The sequence below is a fragment of the Streptomyces aurantiacus JA 4570 genome (assembly GCF_000414115.1).
GTDB lineage: Bacteria > Actinomycetota > Actinomycetes > Streptomycetales > Streptomycetaceae > Streptomyces > Streptomyces aurantiacus_A.
On the sequence record NZ_AOPZ01000136.1, the window covers coordinates 1 to 17,891 of the forward strand.

Genomic DNA, 17,891 nt, shown 5'->3' on the forward strand with positions numbered 1-17,891 from the left:
CCGCCCTCCTCGCGGGCGCCGTCCGCCGCGGCCGCCGCGAGGACCGGGCCCGGCTCGCCGAGCAGACCGCGGCGGCGGCGCACGAGCGGGCGCGGCGCACCGTCCTGGAGGAACGTGCCCGCATCGCCCGTGAGCTGCACGACGTGGTGGCCCACCACATGTCCCTCATCTCCATCCAGGCCGACGCCGCGCCCTACCGCGTACCGGATCCGCCCCGCGAACTGGTCACCGAGCTGGCGGCGATCCGCGCGAACGCCCTCGAAGGGCTCGCCGAACTGCGCCGGATGCTCGGCCTGCTGCGCGCAGGCGCCCCCGGCGACGCCCCGGCCGACACCACCCCGCAGCCGTCCCTCGCAGGGCTCGACGCCCTGCTGTCGCAGGTGCGGGCCGCGGGGCTGCCGGTGACCGCGCGGGTCGAGGGGGCCCGGCGCCCGCTGCCGCCGGGCGTGGAGCTGTCGGCGTACCGGATGGTCCAGGAGGCGCTGAGCAACACCCTGCGGCACGCCCCGGGCGCCGACGCGTCCGTCGAACTCGCCTACGGCCACGCGACGTTGGCCCTGCGCGTCACGAACGGCCGGGCCACCCGGCCCGCCCCGCCCTCGCCCGGCGCGGGCCACGGCGTCACCGGCATGCGGGAGCGCGCCGCGATGCTCGGCGGCGACTTCGCCGCGGGTCCCACGCCGGACGGCGGGTACGAAGTCGCCGCGGCCCTCCCGACCGCCCCCGCGACACCCAGCGCGTCCGCGTCCCCCGCCGACACCGCCTCCCTCACCGACAAGGACATCCCCGCATGACGATCCGCGTGGTGATCGCCGATGACCAGGCGATGGTCCGGGACGCCTTCTCGGTGCTGCTCGGCGCCCAGCCCGGCATCGAGGTCGTCGCCGCGGCGAAGGACGGCGCGGAGGCCGTGGCCCGCACCGAGGAGCTGCGGCCGGACGTGGTGGTCATGGACATCCGCATGCCGGGCGTCGACGGCCTCGACGCCACCCGCCGCATCACGGCACACCCCGACGTCGACCCGAGGATCCTGGTCCTGACCACCTTCGACCTCGACGAGTACGTGTACGAGGCGCTGCGCGCGGGAGCCACCGGCTTCCTGCTCAAGGACGCGTCGGGCGTCGAACTCGCCGAAGCGGTACGCGTGGTGGCGGGCGGCGACGCGCTGCTCTCCCCCGACCTCACCCGGCGCCTCATCGCGGAGTTCGCGCGCCTGGGCACCGGGGCCGGGCCCGGACGGCAGCGGTCCGACGTGCGGATCGACGCCCTCACCGGCCGCGAGACCGAGGTGCTCGCCCGGATCGCGCAGGGCCTGTCCAACGCGGAGATCGCCGCCGCGCTGACCGTCGCCGAGGAGACGGTCAAGACGCACGTGGGCCGCGTCCTGCACAAACTCCGGCTGCGCGACCGCACCCAGGCGGCGGTCTTCGCGTACGAGAGCGGCCTCGTCGTGCCGGGCGGCACGACGTCGTGACCAGGTGACCGCACGGCGCCGGGTGGCTCCACGGAGCCATCCGCGAGGTTGGCTCCGCGGCGGGATTCGCCGCCCCGGCCGGGCTCCTACGTTCGAAGGGCCGAGGCCGCCGCGGCACGGTGTGCGGCCGCGAGAGAAGGAACTCCCGCCCATGAAAACGATCAAGCCCCGCCGTCGCGGAGCCGTGGCCGCCCTCCTCACCTGCGCCCTCGCCGGTGGATCGCTCGCTCTGTCCACCGGCGCCGACAAGGCCCCGGCCCACTCGCCCGCCGCCTCCACGGCCTCCGAAACCCGCCTGAGGCTCCCGGCCTCGACCGGCCCGCACGCCGTGGGCCGCACCTCCCTGCACCTCGTCGACCACAGCCGCCGCGACCCGTGGGTGCCGAAGGCGGGCCCGCGGGAGCTGATGGTGTCGCTGTACTACCCGGCGCGGAAGGACACCGGCACCCCGGCCCCGTACATGAGCACCAAGGGCGCGCGGCTGCTCCTTGAGGACCGCGGGATCGACGACGTCCCCGCGGAGGTCCTGAGCGGCACCCGCACCCACACCCGCCTCGGCGCGACGCCCGACCGCGGCACGTTTCCGCTGGTGATCCTCTCGCCCGGCTTCGAGGTGCCCGGCACCACGCTCACGGGCCTGGCCGAGGAGCTGACGAGCCGCGGGTACGTCGTCGCGGTGACGGACCACGCGTACGAGGCCGTGGGCGTCGAGTTCCCCGGCAAGGGGACCCTGCCGTGCGCGGCCTGCGGCCAGGTCGACAAGGACACCTTCGAGCCCGCCGCCAAGGACCGCGGCGACGACCTGTCGTACGTCCTCGACGCACTGACCGGAAAGCCGGACGGCAAGCCCGGTGGCAAGCTGCGGCGGTACGCGAGCGTGATCGACAAGAAGCGCGTCGGCATGGCCGGGCACTCGCTCGGCGGCGCGGGCACCGCCGCCGCCATGGCGAAGGACCGACGGATCCGCGCCGGGGCGAACCTCGACGGCCCCTTCCCCGGCCTCGGGTCCGCGGCGGACCTGTCCGGCCGCCCGTTCCTGATGCTGGGCACCGCGGCCGACCGCAGCCCGGGAGGCGGGGACCGGATCTGGGACACGGCGTGGGACCGGCTCGGCGGCTGGAAGCGCTGGGCGACGGTGTCCGGCGCGGACCACTTCGCCTTCACCGACCTGGCCACCCTGGCCGGCCAGTTGGGCGAGGACGACCCCGAGGGGCTGCCGGGCAGCCGCGCCGCGGCGATCACCGGCGCCTACACCGGGGCCTTCTTCGACCTGCACCTGCGCGGCAGGCCGAGCCCGCTCCTGGACGGCCCGAGCGCGGACCACCCGGAGGTCGTCCTCCAGCACCGCTGACCCGCTTCCGGCGCACCGGGGCTGGGCGCGTCCCCGCGAGCGGTTGATAATGGCTCGGACCAACGTCGGCGAGCCTGTGCCGGCGAGACCACTGGTGAGAAGGTTCACAGACATTGGGCTCCCATCCCCCGATACCCACCCGAGTCGTGCTGCTCGCCGGCCCCTCCGGCTCGGGCAAGTCGTCGTTCGCCGCCCGCTCGGGGCTGCCCGTGCTGTGCCTCGACGACTTCTACAAGGAAGGCACCGACCCGTCGCTGCCTCAGGTCGCCGGCACGTCGGACATCGACTGGGACTCCCCGCTGTCCTGGGACGCGGACGTCGCGCTCGCCGCGATCGCCGAGCTGTGCCGCACCGGCCGCACCCGGGTCCCGGTGTACGACATCGCGACGAGCGCGCGGGTCGGCGAGGAGTCGCTGGACATCGAGCGCACGCCGCTGTTCATCGCGGAGGGCATCTTCGCCGCCGACATCGTGGAGCGCTGCCGTGACCTCGGTGTCCTGGCGGACGCGATCTGTCTGCGCGGGCGCCCCGCCACGACGTTCCGGCGCCGCCTGCTGCGCGATCTGCGCGAGGGCCGCAAGTCCGTGCCGTTCCTGCTGCGCCGGGGCTGGCGTCTGATGCGCGCGGAGCGCTCCATCGTGGCCCGCCAGACCGCGCTCGGCGCGCACCCCTGCGGCAAGGAGGAGGCCCTCGGCCGGCTCGCGGCCGCGGCGGCGGGCCGCTGCGTCAAGGCCCGCGCGGCGGCCTGAGCCCAACGCCGCACAGCCTGAGGCGAACGCCAAACAGCGGGCCCGGAAAGACCCCCCGGCCCTCCGGTCCCGCTGTCTGTTTCCCCGCTGGTCCCCCGTGGACCCCCGTTTCCCCCGTGGGTCCCCACCACCCCCCAGTTCCCCCCGGGTGGGTTCCCCATCAACTGCTCCCGCCACTTCCCCCGAAGCGACGGCCCCCGCGTCCCCCCGTCCTCAGGCGACCAGTTCGCCGAAGGACTCCTCCTGGTCACGGCCGAAGCTGAGGACCTCGTCCTCGCGCAGCCGGCGGAGCGACCGCCAGATGCTGGACTTCACCGTGCCCACGCTGATGTCGAGGATGTCCGCGATCTCCGGGTCCGTGCGGCCCTCGTAGTAACGCAGGACCAGCATGGTGCGCTGGAGCTCGGGCAGCCGGGCGAGGGCCTGCCACAGCACGGCGCGCAGCTCGGTGCCGCGCATCGCGTCCGTGTCGCCCACCGTCTCCGGCAGTTCCTCGGTCGGGTATTCGTTGAGCTTGCGGCGCCGCCAGGCACTGATGTGCAGGTTCGTCATGGTGCGCCGCAGATAGCCGCCGACGGCGGCCTTGTCGCTGATCCGGTCCCAGGCCCGGTACGTCGAGAACAGCGCGCTCTGCAGCAGGTCCTCGGCCTCGAACCGGTCACCGGTCAGGTGGTAGGCGGTGGCGTACAGGGAGGCGCGGCGCTCCTGGACGTAGGCGGTGAACGCCGCTTCGGCGTCCTCGCTCTCCGTGCTCTCCGTCCGGGGCCGCGTCCGCTCCCCCGAGACCTCCCTGTACGCGGCTCCCCCGTGAGCTCCCGTGTCACCGCCGCCCTTGAGTGCGTCAACCACCGTCATGTACGTGGTGTGCTGACGCCCGGTGCCGCGAGCGCACCCCCGCCCGCTCACGGCACCGGACTTCTCGTGCTTCTCAGAACTCCGGCCGAGGTCGTGCAGACGCGTGACAACTGCGCTTGAGCTGGTGCTGTGCAGCGTGTTCATCTCGCGCCCCCCGTCGTGGAGTCTGGGATTTCCGTGTGACCAAAACTCTGCCGGAGCCACTTCATGGCGGTGTCCCCCGACTGTCACAGCCCTGCAACAGGCCCCGTGGCGCCGGAAGGGCGCCGCTTTCTCGTGTGGGTGCGGTGTGAGACCCCCACCAACAGTCGAACTGGGCCCGCACCATGGGACAGAATGACGTTTGTGCCTTCCCTGTTGCTGATCGAGGACGACGACGCCATCCGGACGGCCCTGGAGCTTTCGCTGACGCGCCAGGGCCACCGGGTGGCCACTGCTGCCACCGGCGAGGACGGTCTGAAACTGCTGAGCGAACAGCGGCCGGACCTGATCGTGCTGGATGTGATGCTGCCGGGCATCGACGGCTTCGAGGTGTGCCGCCGCATCCGGCGCACCGACCAGTTGCCGATCATTTTGCTGACGGCGCGCAACGACGACATCGACGTGGTCGTGGGCCTGGAGTCGGGCGCCGACGACTACGTGGTCAAGCCGGTGCAGGGGCGGGTGCTCGACGCCCGGATCCGCGCGGTCCTCCGCCGCGGCGAACGCGAGGCCAACGACGCGGCGACGTTCGGTTCGCTGGTGATCGACCGCGCGGCGATGACGGTGACGAAGAACGGCGAGGACCTGCAGCTCACGCCGACCGAGCTGCGGCTGCTCCTGGAGCTGAGCCGGCGGCCCGGGCAGGCCCTGTCGCGCCAGCAGTTGCTGCGTCTGGTGTGGGAGCACGACTATCTCGGCGACTCCCGGCTCGTCGACGCCTGCGTGCAGCGGCTGCGCGCCAAGGTCGAGGACGTGCCGTCCTCGCCGACGCTGATCCGTACGGTGCGGGGCGTGGGATACCGGCTGGACACGCCTCAGTGACCAAACCGCACGACAAGCTCCGCGGTCTGCCCGCGGCCCGCAAGGCGTTCCTGTCCGGCCTGCGCTTCACCAGCCTGCGGCTGCGCCTCGTCGTGGTCTTCGCCCTGGTGGCGCTGACCGCCGCGGTCTCCGCGTCCGGCATCGCGTACTGGCTGAACCGCGAGGCCGTCCTCACGCGGGCGCAGGACGCCGCCCTGAAGGACTTCCGGCAGCAGTTGCAGACCCGCGCGGGCGCGCTGCCGCCGAACCCCACACAGGACGAACTGCAGGCCGCCGCCGGCCAGATGGCGAACAGCAGCCAGCGCTACAGCGTGCTGCTGATCAGTGAGAACGCCGCCGGTGACCAGATCTTCGGCTACTCCGACCTGGACGCCTTCACGCTCACCAAGGTGCCGAAGGCGCTGCGGGAGGCGGTCAAGAAGGAGCAGCCGGTCTCGTCCGGCAACAAGAGCCCGTACCACCTGTACTGGCAGCGGACCACGGATCACGGCACGCCCTATCTGGTGGGCGGGGCGAAGGTGATCGGCGGCGGGCCGACGGGCTACATGCTCAAGTCCCTGGAGCCGGAGGCCAAGGACCTCAGCTCGCTCGGCTGGTCCCTGGCGATCGCCACGGCGCTCGCGCTCGTCGGCTCGGCGCTGCTCGCGCAGGCGGCCGCGACGACCGTCCTGAAACCGGTGCACCGCCTGGGCGTCGCCGCGCGCAGGCTCGGCGAGGGGAAGCTGGACACCCGGCTGCGGGTCTCGGGCACCGACGAACTGGCGGATCTGTCGCGTACGTTCAACCGCACCGCGGAGAACCTGGAGAAGAAGGTCGCGGACATGAGCGCCCGCGACGAGGCGAGCCGCCGCTTCGTGGCGGACATGTCGCACGAGCTGCGCACCCCGCTGACCGCGATCACCGCCGTGACGGAGGTCCTGGAGGAGGAGCTGGACGCCGAGACCGGCTCCGTCGACCCCATGATCGAGCCCGCGGTCCGGCTCGTCGTCAGCGAGACGCGGCGCCTGAACGACCTGGTCGAGAACCTGATGGAGGTCACCCGCTTCGACGCGGGCACCGCCCGCCTCGTCCTCGACGACGTCGACATCGCCGACCAGATCACCGCGTGCATCGACGCCCGCGCCTGGCTGGACGCCGTCGATCTGGACGCCGAGCGCGGCACCACCGTCCGCCTGGACCCGCGCCGCCTCGACGTCATCCTCGCCAACCTCATCGGCAACGCCCTCAAGCACGGCGGCTCCCCGGTGAAGGTCTCGGTGCGCCTCGACGGCGACAGCCTGGTCATCTCCGTACGCGACGGGGGCCCGGGCATCCCGGAGGACGTGCTGCCGCACGTCTTCGACCGGTTCTACAAGGCCAGCGCGTCCCGGCCGCGGTCGGAGGGCAGCGGGCTCGGCCTCTCCATCGCCCTGGAGAACGCGCACATCCACGGCGGCGAGATCACCGCGGCCAACTCGCCCGCCGGCGGCGCGGTGTTCACGCTGCGGCTGCCGCGGGACCCCTCGCCGCTGACGGCGGAGCCCGACCAGGACCCGCAGGACGGGCCGGACGGGGACGGGGAACGCCCCGAGGAAGGCAAGGAACAGTCATGACCAGGCGACGGCTGAGGGCCGCGTCGGCCGTCGCCGCGCTCGCCGCGGTGCTCGCCACGGTGTCCGGCTGCGGCATCCGCTCCACGGAGGTGCCGACCGACTTCGGGGCGGCGCCCTCGCGGGTGCCGTGCGTGGCGTCGGACTCGGGCATCTCGCCGCAGGACGAGGCCGTCGGCGTGCCCGTGCAGATCTTCCTTGTGTGTTCGTCCCAGCTCGTGGCCGTGGACCGGACGGTGCGGATCCCCACCGAGAAGGCGTCCACGGACCGGGTCCGCATCGCGCAGGCGCTCCTCGACGAGCTGTCCACTCCGCCCTCCCAGGCCGCGAAGCAGGCGGGGTACGCGACGGACGTGCGCCGTGGCATGACGGTCACGGGGCCGCGGCGCGGCGACCCGGACGAGGCGCTGCGGCTGACCCGGTCCCCGCGGGACCTGTCGGCGCCCGCGCTCGCCCAGATCGTGTGCACCTACGCGGACAGCGCGGCCTCCGACGGCGCCGGTTCGGTCGTTCTGGGCGGCCCGGCAGGCGGCCCGCTGCGCCGGTACGAGTGCACCCCGGAGGTGCGCGCCCGGCCGGGGACCGTGGCGCCCCCGTCGCGGGCCGTGGAGGGCTGATCCGGCAAGGCGGCGCGCCGCGCCGCCAAAGCGGACGCTCACACACGGAACCGATCCCGCCGCCCCCCGCGTCTTGGGTGGCGTGCGTCAAGGCTCGGGCGGGCGCGGTGCCGCCATTCGCTTTCGCGCGGCGGGAGTGGTCCTCCTCGTCGCGCATCTCCTGGTCGTCGCGTGGATCACGCTGCGCCCGCTGGACGTGCCCTGGGTGAGCGCCGCGAATCTGGAGCCCCTGGCCGGCATCAAGGCCGACCTGGAGCGCGGCCCCGAGCAGGCGGCCCGGCAGATCGGCGGGGCGCTGCTGCTGCTCGCGCCGCTCGGGGTGCTGCTGCCGCTGGCCGGGGGGCGGCTCGACGTGTCGCCGCTGGCCTCGCTGGCGCGTACGGTCGCGGCGGGCGCGCTGCTCTCCCTGGGCATCGAGCTGCTGCAGACGGGGGTGCCGGGGCAGGTCGTGGACGTGGACTCGCTGCTCCTGAACACGCTGGGCGTGGCGCTCGCGCATCTCGCCGTGGTACCCGCCGTGCGGGCCCGGCTGCGTCGCCGCCGGTCCTCCGGGCGGCCCCGTGCGGCCCGCTTCCGGGAGGAGGCCCCTCAGGGGTCGACCCCGAAGATTCCCAGGGTCGGTATCGCCCCTTAGCCTGACGCTTTGCCCGTTTCGCGGACCTACCTTGGGTATACGAGGTGACGACAAGCCGCCTCCCGCCCCGACCCGGCAACGGTCCACGAAGGAGCCCCCATGTCCGCCCTTGCCCGCCCCACCGACGGCCGCATGATCGGCGGCGTGTGCGCTGCCATCGCCCGCCGCTATGGCTGGAAGGCCACGACGGTCCGCGTGCTGTTCGTCCTGTCCTGCCTGCTGCCCGGCCCCCAGTTCCTGCTCTACATCGCGCTGTGGATCGCGCTCCCCAGCGAGAACAGGACGAAGACGGCCTGGTGACGGCGGCGTCCGCCCGGTCCGACGACGGGCACGGCACAGCAGGCCGGTACGCCGACGGGGCGCACCCTCAAGGGTGCGCCCCGTCGTGCGTGTGCGGTGGGGTCAGCCGAGCGGCGTGGCCGCGACCGGCAGGCCGTTGCCCATCAGGCCCTGGGTGGGGAGGCTGTTGGTGGGGAGGGCGCCGAGAGCGTTCGTGGGGCCGATGGAGTTGGTCGGCAGGCCGTTCACGACGGGCAGGCCGCCGAGCAGACCGGAGACCGGGTCGGCGGGCTTCGCGGGGGCGGGCTTGGCGCTCATCGCGCGGTCGGCCTTGCCGCCGTCCTCGCCCTCGTCGTCACCGGACGGCGCCAGCTTGTCGAGCGTGGGCTGGGCGGCGGTCAGGCCGCTCTGGAGCGCGCTCTGGCCGGCGGACAGCGACTCGGGCGCACCTTCGGGCAGCACCTGGGAGAGCTCACCGGCCGGCACCGCGGAGGTGACCGATCCGACGGTGCCCGCGGCATCCGGCACGGCCGAGGCCGCGTTCGCCGCACCGGCGGCCGTGGCGGCGAAGGCGGCACCGAGGGCGGCGACACCGAGGGTCTTGGCAGCAGACTGCTTCATCTTCAATGCGTCCTTGATGACGGGGGCGTGGAGCGGTCCTCGACCGTAAACACCCTCAAGGTCGCCCCGCAAACATCCGAAAACGGCCGGGGAGTCGTGTCCCCGGCCGTTCTCTCGGATGTCGCGCGCAGCTCAGACCTCGGAAGATCCGCTGGTAGAAGCGGTCTGACGGAACAGCCACTCGGATTTCAACTCGGCGTAACCGGGCTTGATGACGTCATTGATCATGGCCAGCCTTTCATCGAAAGGAATGAACGCCGACTTCATCGCATTGACGGTGAACCACTGCATGTCGTCGAGCGAATAACCGAATGTCTCGACGAGGTGCTCGAATTCGCGGCTCATGCTGGTGCCGGACATGAGGCGGTTGTCGGTGTTCACGGTGGCCCGGAAGTGCAGCTTGCGGAGCAGACCGATGGGGTGGTCGGCGTACGAGGCCGCGGCGCCGGTCTGCAGGTTGGAGCTCGGGCAGAGCTCCAGCGGGATGCGCTTGTCGCGGACGTACGAGGCGAGCCTGCCGAGCTGCACCGTGCCGTCGTCGGTGACCTTGATGTCGTCGATGATGCGCACGCCGTGGCCGAGCCGGTCGGCGCCGCACCACTGCAGCGCCTGCCAGATGGACGGCAGGCCGAACGCCTCGCCGGCGTGGATGGTGAAGTGGTTGTTCTCCCGCTTCAGGTACTCGAACGCGTCGAGGTGGCGGGTGGGAGGGAAGCCGGCCTCGGCGCCAGCGATGTCGAAGCCGACGACGCCCAGATCGCGGTAGCGGTTGGCGAGTTCGGCGATCTCCAGGGCGCGGGCGGCGTGCCGCATGGCGGTGAGCAGCGCGCCCACGCGGATGCGGTGACCGTTGGCCTTGGCGCGGCGCTCGCCCTCGCGGAAGCCGTCGTTCACGGCCTCGACGACCTCTTCGAGGGTCAGGCCGGCCTCCAGGTGCTGCTCGGGGGCGTACCGGATCTCGGCGTAGACGACGCCGTCCTCGGCCAGGTCCTCGGCGCACTCGGCGGCGACGCGGAAGAGGGCGTCGCGGGTCTGCATGACGGCGCAGGTGTGCGCGAAGGTCTCCAAGTACCGCTCCAGGGAGCCGGAGTCGGCCGCCTCGCGGAACCAGACGCCGAGCTTGTCGGGGTCGGTCTCGGGCAGGCCCTCGTAGCCGTTCTCCCGGGCCAGGTCGACGATGGTGCCGGGGCGCAGGCCGCCGTCGAGGTGGTCGTGGAGGAGGACCTTCGGGGCGCGGCGGATCTGCTCGGAGTCGGGGGTGCCGGGGTGGCTCGCGCGGCCCGAGGGACCGCTCGCTGCGCTGATCTTGCTGGTCTGGCTCGTCATTTCCGCACTCTAACGCCTACGCGCGTAGATCTCATCGGTCGATACGTAACAGTGACCCTGCGGACGGGTGGCAGACACCATGACTTCTGACACTGTTCTGCCATGGCACAGCAAGCGACGTCCCGTCCCGTGCGTACGGCCAGGCTCGGGCGCGTCATCGGCGCGCGCCCCGCGACGGTGAGCGCGGTGGCGCTGCTGTTGCCCGGCGGCCATGAGGCGTCCGCCCGCAGGCCCTCCCCGCTCGCCGCCGCGGCGGTACGTTCCCTGGGGCGTTCGCTGGCGCGGGCCGGGCAGGCCGACGGGCTCGCCGCGCATGTCGTGCACTATCGCGTCGGCGGCTGGAACGGCGCGGAGGCGCAGCTCGCGCGGGACGCGGAGTGGGCGGCCGACGAGGTCGGGCGCCGCTACGGCGACGTTCCCGTGTGCCTCGCCGGGGTCGACATGGGCGGGCGCGCGGCGCTCCGGGCCGCCGGGCACACCGCGGTCAACTCCGTTCTGGCGCTGGCCCCTTGGCTGCCCGAGGACGATGTGGCCGCGCCGCCCGAGCCGGTGAAGCAGCTCGCGGGGCGGCAGGTGCTGATCGTGCACGGCACGAACGACGAACGGACCGATCCCGAGCTGTCGTTCCGGCTCGCCGCGCGGGCGAAGAAGACGAACCGGGACGTCTGCCGGTTCGAGGTCCACTCCGATGGGCATCGGCTCAGCCAGCACCACTCCGAGGTGCATGCGCTGGCCGCGAACTTTGTGCAGGGCTCGTTGTTCGGGCACGCCTATGCCCGGCCCCTTGAGGACGCGTTGGCCGCGCCGCCGCCTTTGGGGTTACGAATGCCGCTGGCTTCCGGCTTCGGCAAGACGCTGCGCTGAGCTGTTCCCCCACCCCGCCCCTTCCTGGCTGTATCGATTTGCGGCTCCGCCGCGTGGGGGGCTGCCGCCCCCGGACCCCCGCTATTTTCCGCCGCATGCCGTCGGCTGCCGATGAGTTCCGCCCGCCCCGGCGGTCCCCCTAACGTGGCTGTCTCCGAAGTGCATGCGCCGAATCTCGTCGTCGTGGCCGGGCCCGTCCGTCAGGACGACATCCCCCGCCTCTGCGCCGACCTGCGGGCCGTCGTGCTCGCGTCCGGTGCCGACGAGGTGATCTGTGACGTCGGCGCCGTCACCACCGCCGACCTGGTGACCGTGGAGGCCGTGGCGCGGCTGAGACTCGCCGCCCGCAGGGCCGGGACGGGGCTGCGGTTGCGCGGCCCGGCCCCGGCCCTGTGGGCGCTGCTCCGCCTCGTCGGTCTCGCGGAGCTGTGCGTCGAGCTGGAGACGGAGCTATGCGTCGAGGTGGAGCGGGACCCCGAAGAACGGGAACCACCGCTCGGTGTCGAGGAAGCAGTGGAATCCGGCGACCCGGCCCTCTGAGATCTCGATGACCTGGATCGCCCAGGGCATGAAGCCGCCCTTGTCCGGGTCGGGCTTGTACTGCGCGAAGCCGGGGGTGCCGTTGACCTCGATGGGCAGCAGCCGGGAGTTCGCGCAGGTGGCGCCCATCGTGGACATGAAGCCCGTGATGTCCTGAGGGCCTCGCAGCCACAGGTCGAACGGGGGCATCGTCATGACGGCGTCCTCGGCGAGGAGGGCGGTGAGGGCCGCCATGTCATAGCCCTCGAAGGCGGTGACGTAGCGGTCGAGGAGCTTGCGCTGCTCGTCGTCCAGCGGGTCGGACGTCGCCGTGTCGTCGGCCGGGCGCTCGGCGAGGGTGGCGCGGGCGCGCTGCAGGGCGCTGTTGACCGAGGCGACCGTCGTGCCGAGGAGCTCGGCGACCTCGCTCGCCTTCCACGCCAGGACCTCGCGCAGGATGAGCACCGCCCGCTGCTTGGCGGGCAGTTGCTGCAGGGCGGCGATGAAGGCGAGGCGCACGGACTCCTTGGCGACGGCGGCCTCGGCGGGGTCGGCGACGGTGGGCAGGACCCGGCCGTCCGGTATCGGCTCCAGCCAGACGTTGTCCGCGCGGGGGGTCAGGGCCGCCTGGGCGAGAGGGGTGGAGGCGGTGAGGTCCATGGGGCGGGCGCGGCGGTTGCCGGCGTTGAGCATGTCCAGGCAGACGTTCGTCGCGATGCGGTACAGCCAGGAGCGGAGGCTGGAGCGGCCCTCGAACTTGTCGAAGCTCCGCCAGGCGCGGACCATCGTGTCCTGCACGGCGTCCTCGGCCTCGAAGGCCGAGCCCAGCATCCGATAGCAGTACCCCGTCAGTTCGACGCGGTGCTTCTCAAGACCCGCGTCCAGCTCTGTGGTCGCCCCTGCGCTGTTGCTCATCCCAACCCACCCCTGTGCCTCTGCGTGCCTCATGGTGCCTGTGCCGTGTCGGCCTTCTGCCGGTGCCTTACCGGCGCGGAACTCCCAGCACCTCGGAAGCTACAGGAGCGCACTGACAATGGCCTCCGGAGCGGCGAAAACGGCAGCTCACAGGGGTTGTTTACGGTATGGGGGCCCGGCGGGTCAGGCGGTCCGCGCCGTCCGTGCCGCCGTCACCCGCTCCACGCGCGCCACCCGGCTCCCGTACAGCGTGATCGACACGACGCCGACCACGGCGAGGATGCCCAGGGCGACGGTGCCGCCCCAGCCGCCCGCGTGGAAGGCCATGGCGCCGAGCGTGCCGCCCGCGCTGGAGCCCACGTAGTACGCGGACTGGTAGAGCGCGGACGCCTGCGCGCGGCCCGTGGTGGCCGTGCGGCTCACCGACGAGGACGCGACCGCGTGGCCCGCGAAGAACCCGGCGGTGATCAGGACCAGGCCGAGCAGGACCATGAGGAGGGAGGTCGACAGGGACAGGAGGAGACCGCCCGCGGTCGTGCTCACGGCGAGGTAGAGGGCGCCGCGCCGGCCGAGCCGGGCCACGAGCCTCCCGGCCGCCGCCGACGACGCCGTACCGACGAGGTAGACGAGGAAGACCGAGCCGATGACGCCCTGCGGGAGCGAGAACGGGGCCTCGGTGAGGCGGTAGCCGATCACCGTGTAGACCGCGCCGAACACGGTCATGAACAGCGCGCCGATCGCGTACAGGCGGCACAGGAGCGGGTTCGCCAGGTGCGAACGGACCGTGCGGGCGAGGGACTTGGGGCTGAGCGTGCCCGGCGTGAAGTGGCGCGGGGCGGGAAGCAGCGCGCGGAAGGCGATCGCCCCGAGGACCGCGAGCAGGCCGACCACGGCGAGCGCCCAGCGCCAGCCCCACGCCTGCGCGACCCAGCCGGTGACGATGCGGCCGCTCATGCCGCCGATGCTGTTGCCCGCGACGAACATGCCGATCGCGGCGACGAGCGCCTTGGGACGCACCTCTTCGGCGAGGTACGCCATCGCGGACGCCGGGAGTCCGGCGAGGGCGGCGCCCTGGACGGCGCGCAGCGCGATCAACGTACCGACGGTGGGCGCGAACGGAATGAGCAGCCCCACGGCGACGGCCACCGTCAGCGAGACCGTCATCAGGGTGCGCCGCCCGAAGCGCTCCGAGAGGGCGCTCAGGGGCAGGACGAACAGGGCCAGCGCGCCGGTCGCCGCGGACACCGTCCAGCTCGCCGTGGAGGCGCTCACGCCGAGGTCGGCGGAGATCAGCGGGAGCAGGGCCTGCGTGGAGTAGAGGAGCGCGAAGGTGGCGACGCCCGCCAGGAAGAGGGCGAAGCTCATGCGGCGAAAGCCGGGGCCTCCCGGTGCCATGCGCGAGTCGTGAGTGGCGGGGGATGCGGTGGACTTGGGGTTCGGGGACGACGGAGTGAGGGCGGCCGCGTGGGTGGCGGACGCCCCGCTACTGGCAGGAGGCATGCCACGAACGTACGACCATGATTCTCATGCGTCCAATGCATGGAATCGCCATAATCGTTCCCATGCAGCATCAGCCAAGGTCACGCGCTCGCCTGTCGCAGAACAGTGACACACAGGACACAGCTCACTTCGTCGAGGACACGGCTGACATCGTGCGGCTGCTCGCGCCGCGGCTCGCGTACTTCGCCGGGGTGGCCCGCACCGAGCACGTCACGCGGGCCGCGCAGGAGCTGGCCGTGCCGCAGTCGACGCTCTCGCGCGCCCTGGTGCGGCTCGAACGGGACCTGGGCGTCGACCTGTTCGCCCGGCACGGTCGGGCGGTGTCGCTGACGCCCGCGGGGCGTACGTTCCTGGCGTCCGCCGAGCGGGCGCTCGCGGAGGTCGGCCGGGCCGTCGAGTCGGTCCGCGCGGACGCCGACCCCGCCTCCGGGAAGGTGGCGTTCGGCTTCCTGCACACCATGGGCTCCGAGACCGTCCCCGGACTGATCCGCGCCTTCCGCGCGGACCACCCCCGCATCCGTTTCTCCCTGGTCCAGAACTACGGCGAGGCCATGCTCGACCGCCTGCGCGCCGGGGAACTCGACCTGTGCCTGACGTCCCCCGTCCCGGACGCCCCCGGCCTGGTCGCCCGCCGCCTCGACGAACAGCGCCTGCGCCTCGTCGTCCCCGACGACCACCGCCTCGCCGGCCGCAAACGCGTCCGCCTCTCCGAGGCCGCCGACGAGGCGTTCGTGACCCTCGAACCCGGCTACGGCCTGCGGCGCATCACCGACGACCTGTGCGCCGACGCGGGCTTCCGCCCCCGGATCGCCTTCGAGGGCGAGGAGGCGGAAACGCTGCGGGGGTTGGTCGCGGCGGGGCTCGGGGTGGCCCTGCTGCCCCCGCCCGCCGTGGCCCGCCCCGGCGTCGTCGAGCTCACCGTCACCGGCCAGCGGGCCGTCCGGGAGATCGGGGTGGCGTGGCTGGAGGGGCATCCGGACACGGCACCGGTGGCGGCGTTCAAGAAGTTTCTGCTGGGGAGGCGGGGGCGGTTGCTGCCGGAGTGAGTTCTGGGGCAGCCGACGACCAGCCACCGGCAACCAGCAACCCGCACCCAGGCCCCGCACCCAGCCCCCCAGCACCCAGCACCCAGCACCGAGGAGAGGAAGCGAAGATGAGCGAAGTTCTGCCCTCTGCCGTGGAAGCCATCGGGGCGACCCCGTTGGTGCGGCTCGACCGGCTCACGAGCGGCCTCGACGGCACGGTCCTGGCCAAGCTCGAATACCTGAACCCGGGCGGGTCCAAGAAGGACCGCGCGGCGAGGGGAATCATCGAGGAGGCCGAACGCTCCGGGCTGTTGCGGCCCGGACAGCCCGTGGTCGAGCTGACCAGCGGCAACATGGGCACCGGCCTGGCGATCGTGTGCGCCGTCAAGGGCTACCCGTTCATCGCGGTCATGTCCCGGGGGAACTCACCGGAGCGGGCCCGGATGATGGCCGCGCTCGGTGCCGAGGTGGTGCTCGTCGACCAGCTGCCCGGCTCCCTGCCCGGGCAGGTCTCCGGCGGCGACCTGGAACTCGTCGAGGCCAGAGCGCGGGAGATCACCGAAGCCCGCGGCGCGTTCCGCGCCGACCAGTTCCACCGCGACGGCAACTGGCTCGCCCACTACCGCGGCACAGGTCAGGAACTGTGGCGGCAGACGGGCGGCGCGATCGACGGTTTCGTCGACTTCCTGGGCTCGGGCGGCACGTACAGGGGTGTGACCGAAGCCCTCAAGGAACACAACCCGGCCGTGCGGTGCTTCGTCGTCGAACCCGCAGGCGCCGCCGTCGTGGCCGGCCGGCCCGTCACCGACCCCGATCACCCGATCCAGGGCGGCGGCTACGCCATGGCGGATCTGGACTTCCTCGACCGGGTACCGATCGACGGCTTCGTCCAGGTGACCGGCGACGAGGCGAGGTCGGCCGCCCGCCGCCTCGCGGCCCGGGAAGGCATCTTCGGAGGCTTCTCCTCCGGCGCCAACATCGCCGCGGCCCTGAAGCTGCTGGACGGCGAGATGCGCGGCACGACCCTCGCCGTCGTGGTGTGCGACTCCGGTCTCAAGTACCTGTCCACGGACCTGTGGGCCGACGCCTGAGCGCGCCGGCCCGACGAGGCCGTCAGGCCGAGACCCGCTCCAGGACGATCGGGCGCGCCGAGAACCCGGTCCCGGCCGGTGCCACGTCGTACGCCCCCGTCAGCGCCTGGAGCGCGTACTCGAAGCGCTCGGGGGTGTCCGTGTGGAGGGTGAGCAGGGGCCGGCCCGCCTCGACCGAGTCGCCCGGCTTGGCGTGGAGTTCGACGCCCGCGCCGGCCTGCACGACGTCCTCCTTGCGGGCCCGGCCCGCGCCGAGGCGCCACGCGGCGACGCCGATGTCGTACGCGTCGAGGCGGGTGAGGACCCCGGACGCGGGGGCCGTGACGACGTGGGTCTCGCGGGCCACGGGGAGGGGCGCGTCCGGGTCGCCGCCCTGGGCCGCGATCATGCGGCGCCAGACGTCCATCGCGGAGCCGTCGGCGAGGGCCTTCGCGGGGTCGGCGTCCGGCAGCCCGGCCGCCGCGAGCATCTCGCGAGCCAGGGCGAGGGTCAGGTCGACGACGTCGGAGGGGCCGCCGCCCGCGAGTACCTCGACCGACTCGCGGACTTCGAGGGCGTTGCCCGCCGTCAGGCCCAGCGGGGTGGACATGTCGGTGAGGAGGGCGACCGTGCGGACGCCGTGGTCGGTGCCGAGGCCCACCATCGTGGAGGCCAGCTCGCGGGCGTCGTCCAGGTTCTTCATGAAGGCGCCCGTGCCGACCTTCACGTCCAGGACCAGCGAGCCCGTGCCCTCGGCGATCTTCTTCGACATGATGGACGAGGCGATCAGCGGGATCGCCTCCACCGTGCCGGTCACGTCACGCAGGGCGTAGAGCTTCTTGTCGGCCGGCGCCAGGCCGTCGCCCGCCGCGCAGATCACCGAGCCCGCGTCGTTCAGGACGTTCAGCATCTCCTCGTTGGAGAGCAGGGCCCGCCAGCCGGGGATCGACTCCAGCTTGTCGAGGGTGCCGCCGGTGTGGCCGAGGCCGCGGCCGGAGAGCTGCGGGACGGCGGCGCCGCAGGCCGCCACGAGGGGCGCGAGCGGGAGCGTGATCTTGTCGCCCACGCCGCCCGTGGAGTGCTTGTCGGCCGTGGGGCGGGACAGCGACGAGAAGTCCATGCGCTCGCCGCTCGCGATCATCGCCGCCGTCCAGCGGGCGATCTCCCGGCGGTTCATGCCGTTGAGCAGGATGGCCATCGCCAGGGACGACATCTGCTCGTCGGCCACGGCGCCGCGCGTGTACGCGTCGATGACCCAGTCGATCTGCTCGTCGCTCAGCTCGCCCCGGTCCCGCTTCGTACGAATTACGGAGATGACGTCCATGGCATGCCCTTCTTTTGCGCCTAAACCGGCGCCGCTCTCGCGGACCAAATTGCTCGCCGTGGGGGTTACTCAATTGATGGTGCGGTGATCATTGGGCGCCACGGCAACCGTGCAACGGGACTCTACGCGCATAGAGCCCTGAGCTGAAGGCAGCCC

Annotated in this window: 19 protein-coding genes; 13 read left to right on the plus strand and 6 right to left on the minus strand. The window is 72.7% G+C overall.

The window, feature by feature from the left end; translation table 11 throughout:
- The 4 genes from STRAU_RS15165 to STRAU_RS15180 form a co-directional block, all read left to right on the plus strand.
- Positions 1 to 794 (plus strand): sensor histidine kinase (locus STRAU_RS15165; protein ID WP_037659605.1); only part of this gene is annotated, 794 nt, incomplete at its 5' end.
- Positions 791 to 1,474 (plus strand): response regulator, encoded by a 684-nt coding sequence (locus STRAU_RS15170; RefSeq protein ID WP_016641213.1) that lies wholly within the window; start codon positions 791 to 793, stop codon positions 1,472 to 1,474. The genes STRAU_RS15165 and STRAU_RS15170, both read left to right, overlap by 4 nt.
- 151 nt (positions 1,475 to 1,625) lie before the next feature.
- Complete coding sequence (locus tag STRAU_RS15175) at positions 1,626 to 2,825, plus strand: alpha/beta hydrolase family protein (RefSeq protein WP_016641214.1); 1,200 nt, start codon at positions 1,626 to 1,628, stop codon at positions 2,823 to 2,825.
- Between the two features lie 113 nt (positions 2,826 to 2,938).
- Entirely contained in the window at positions 2,939 to 3,574 is a 636-nt protein-coding gene (locus STRAU_RS15180) for a uridine kinase family protein (RefSeq protein ID WP_063890358.1), read from the plus strand.
- A 213-nt stretch (positions 3,575 to 3,787) separates the two neighbouring features.
- Here the strand turns inward: STRAU_RS15180 and STRAU_RS15185 are convergent, their stop codons facing one another.
- On the minus strand, positions 3,788 to 4,573 hold the full coding sequence (locus STRAU_RS15185; RefSeq protein WP_016641217.1) for a SigE family RNA polymerase sigma factor: 786 nt from the start codon (positions 4,571 to 4,573) through the stop codon (positions 3,788 to 3,790).
- A gap of 201 nt (positions 4,574 to 4,774) precedes the next feature.
- Here STRAU_RS15185 and afsQ1 point away from each other — a divergent pair, with 201 nt between their 5' ends.
- The 5 genes from afsQ1 (at position 4,775) to STRAU_RS15210 (ending at position 8,592) form a co-directional block, all read left to right on the plus strand.
- Entirely contained in the window at positions 4,775 to 5,452 is a 678-nt protein-coding gene (gene afsQ1, locus STRAU_RS15190) for a two-component system response regulator AfsQ1 (RefSeq protein WP_037659607.1), read from the plus strand.
- Positions 5,449 to 7,044, plus strand: coding sequence for a sensor histidine kinase (locus STRAU_RS15195; protein ID WP_016641218.1), 1,596 nt, complete (start codon positions 5,449 to 5,451; stop codon positions 7,042 to 7,044). The genes afsQ1 and STRAU_RS15195 overlap by 4 nt, the downstream gene beginning before the upstream one ends.
- Entirely contained in the window at positions 7,041 to 7,658 is a 618-nt protein-coding gene (locus STRAU_RS15200) for a hypothetical protein (RefSeq protein ID WP_016641219.1), read from the plus strand. Before STRAU_RS15195 ends, STRAU_RS15200 begins: the two co-directional genes overlap by 4 nt.
- Before the next feature lie 136 nt (positions 7,659 to 7,794).
- Positions 7,795 to 8,292, plus strand: coding sequence for a VanZ family protein (locus STRAU_RS15205; protein WP_016641220.1), 498 nt, complete (start codon positions 7,795 to 7,797; stop codon positions 8,290 to 8,292).
- A gap of 99 nt (positions 8,293 to 8,391) precedes the next feature.
- Complete coding sequence (locus tag STRAU_RS15210) at positions 8,392 to 8,592, plus strand: PspC domain-containing protein (RefSeq protein WP_016641221.1); 201 nt, start codon at positions 8,392 to 8,394, stop codon at positions 8,590 to 8,592.
- A gap of 102 nt (positions 8,593 to 8,694) precedes the next feature.
- On the opposite strand, the gene STRAU_RS15215 is transcribed toward STRAU_RS15210, so the two are convergent.
- Complete coding sequence (locus tag STRAU_RS15215) at positions 8,695 to 9,192, minus strand: hypothetical protein (protein WP_037659611.1); 498 nt, start codon at positions 9,190 to 9,192, stop codon at positions 8,695 to 8,697.
- Between the two features lie 132 nt (positions 9,193 to 9,324).
- Positions 9,325 to 10,518 (minus strand): adenosine deaminase, encoded by a 1,194-nt coding sequence (locus STRAU_RS15220; protein WP_016641223.1) that lies wholly within the window; start codon positions 10,516 to 10,518, stop codon positions 9,325 to 9,327.
- Between the two features lie 102 nt (positions 10,519 to 10,620).
- On the opposite strand from STRAU_RS15220, the gene STRAU_RS15225 reads away from it, so the two are divergent.
- On the plus strand, positions 10,621 to 11,382 hold the full coding sequence (locus tag STRAU_RS15225) for a prolyl oligopeptidase family serine peptidase (RefSeq protein WP_037659613.1): 762 nt from the start codon (positions 10,621 to 10,623) through the stop codon (positions 11,380 to 11,382).
- Positions 11,383 to 11,541: 159 nt separating this feature from the next.
- Positions 11,542 to 11,922 (plus strand): STAS domain-containing protein, encoded by a 381-nt coding sequence (locus STRAU_RS15230; protein ID WP_310592246.1) that lies wholly within the window; start codon positions 11,542 to 11,544, stop codon positions 11,920 to 11,922.
- On the opposite strand, the gene STRAU_RS15235 is transcribed toward STRAU_RS15230, so the two are convergent.
- Both STRAU_RS15235 and STRAU_RS15240 read right to left on the minus strand, forming a co-directional pair.
- Positions 11,833 to 12,816 (minus strand): sigma-70 family RNA polymerase sigma factor, encoded by a 984-nt coding sequence (locus tag STRAU_RS15235; protein WP_016641225.1) that lies wholly within the window; start codon positions 12,814 to 12,816, stop codon positions 11,833 to 11,835. The genes STRAU_RS15230 and STRAU_RS15235 overlap by 90 nt on opposite strands.
- A 183-nt stretch (positions 12,817 to 12,999) precedes the next feature.
- The gene (locus STRAU_RS15240) at positions 13,000 to 14,316 is read right to left on the minus strand and encodes an MFS transporter (protein WP_037659618.1); all 1,317 of its coding nucleotides are present in this window, start codon (positions 14,314 to 14,316) and stop codon (positions 13,000 to 13,002) included.
- A 62-nt stretch (positions 14,317 to 14,378) separates the two neighbouring features.
- Here STRAU_RS15240 and STRAU_RS15245 point away from each other — a divergent pair, with 62 nt between their 5' ends.
- Both STRAU_RS15245 and STRAU_RS15250 read left to right on the plus strand, forming a co-directional pair.
- On the plus strand, positions 14,379 to 15,362 hold the full coding sequence (locus tag STRAU_RS15245) for a LysR family transcriptional regulator (RefSeq protein WP_037659621.1): 984 nt from the start codon (positions 14,379 to 14,381) through the stop codon (positions 15,360 to 15,362).
- 107 nt (positions 15,363 to 15,469) lie between these two features.
- On the plus strand, positions 15,470 to 16,432 hold the full coding sequence (locus tag STRAU_RS15250; protein WP_037659623.1) for a PLP-dependent cysteine synthase family protein: 963 nt from the start codon (positions 15,470 to 15,472) through the stop codon (positions 16,430 to 16,432).
- Between the two features lie 22 nt (positions 16,433 to 16,454).
- Here STRAU_RS15250 and STRAU_RS15255 read toward each other — a convergent pair whose 3' ends face one another.
- Positions 16,455 to 17,735 carry a thymidine phosphorylase gene (locus STRAU_RS15255; protein ID WP_016641230.1) on the minus strand — a complete coding sequence of 427 codons (1,281 nt, stop codon included), beginning with the start codon at positions 17,733 to 17,735 and terminating at the stop codon, positions 16,455 to 16,457.
- Positions 17,736 to 17,891: the final 156 nt, after the last annotated feature.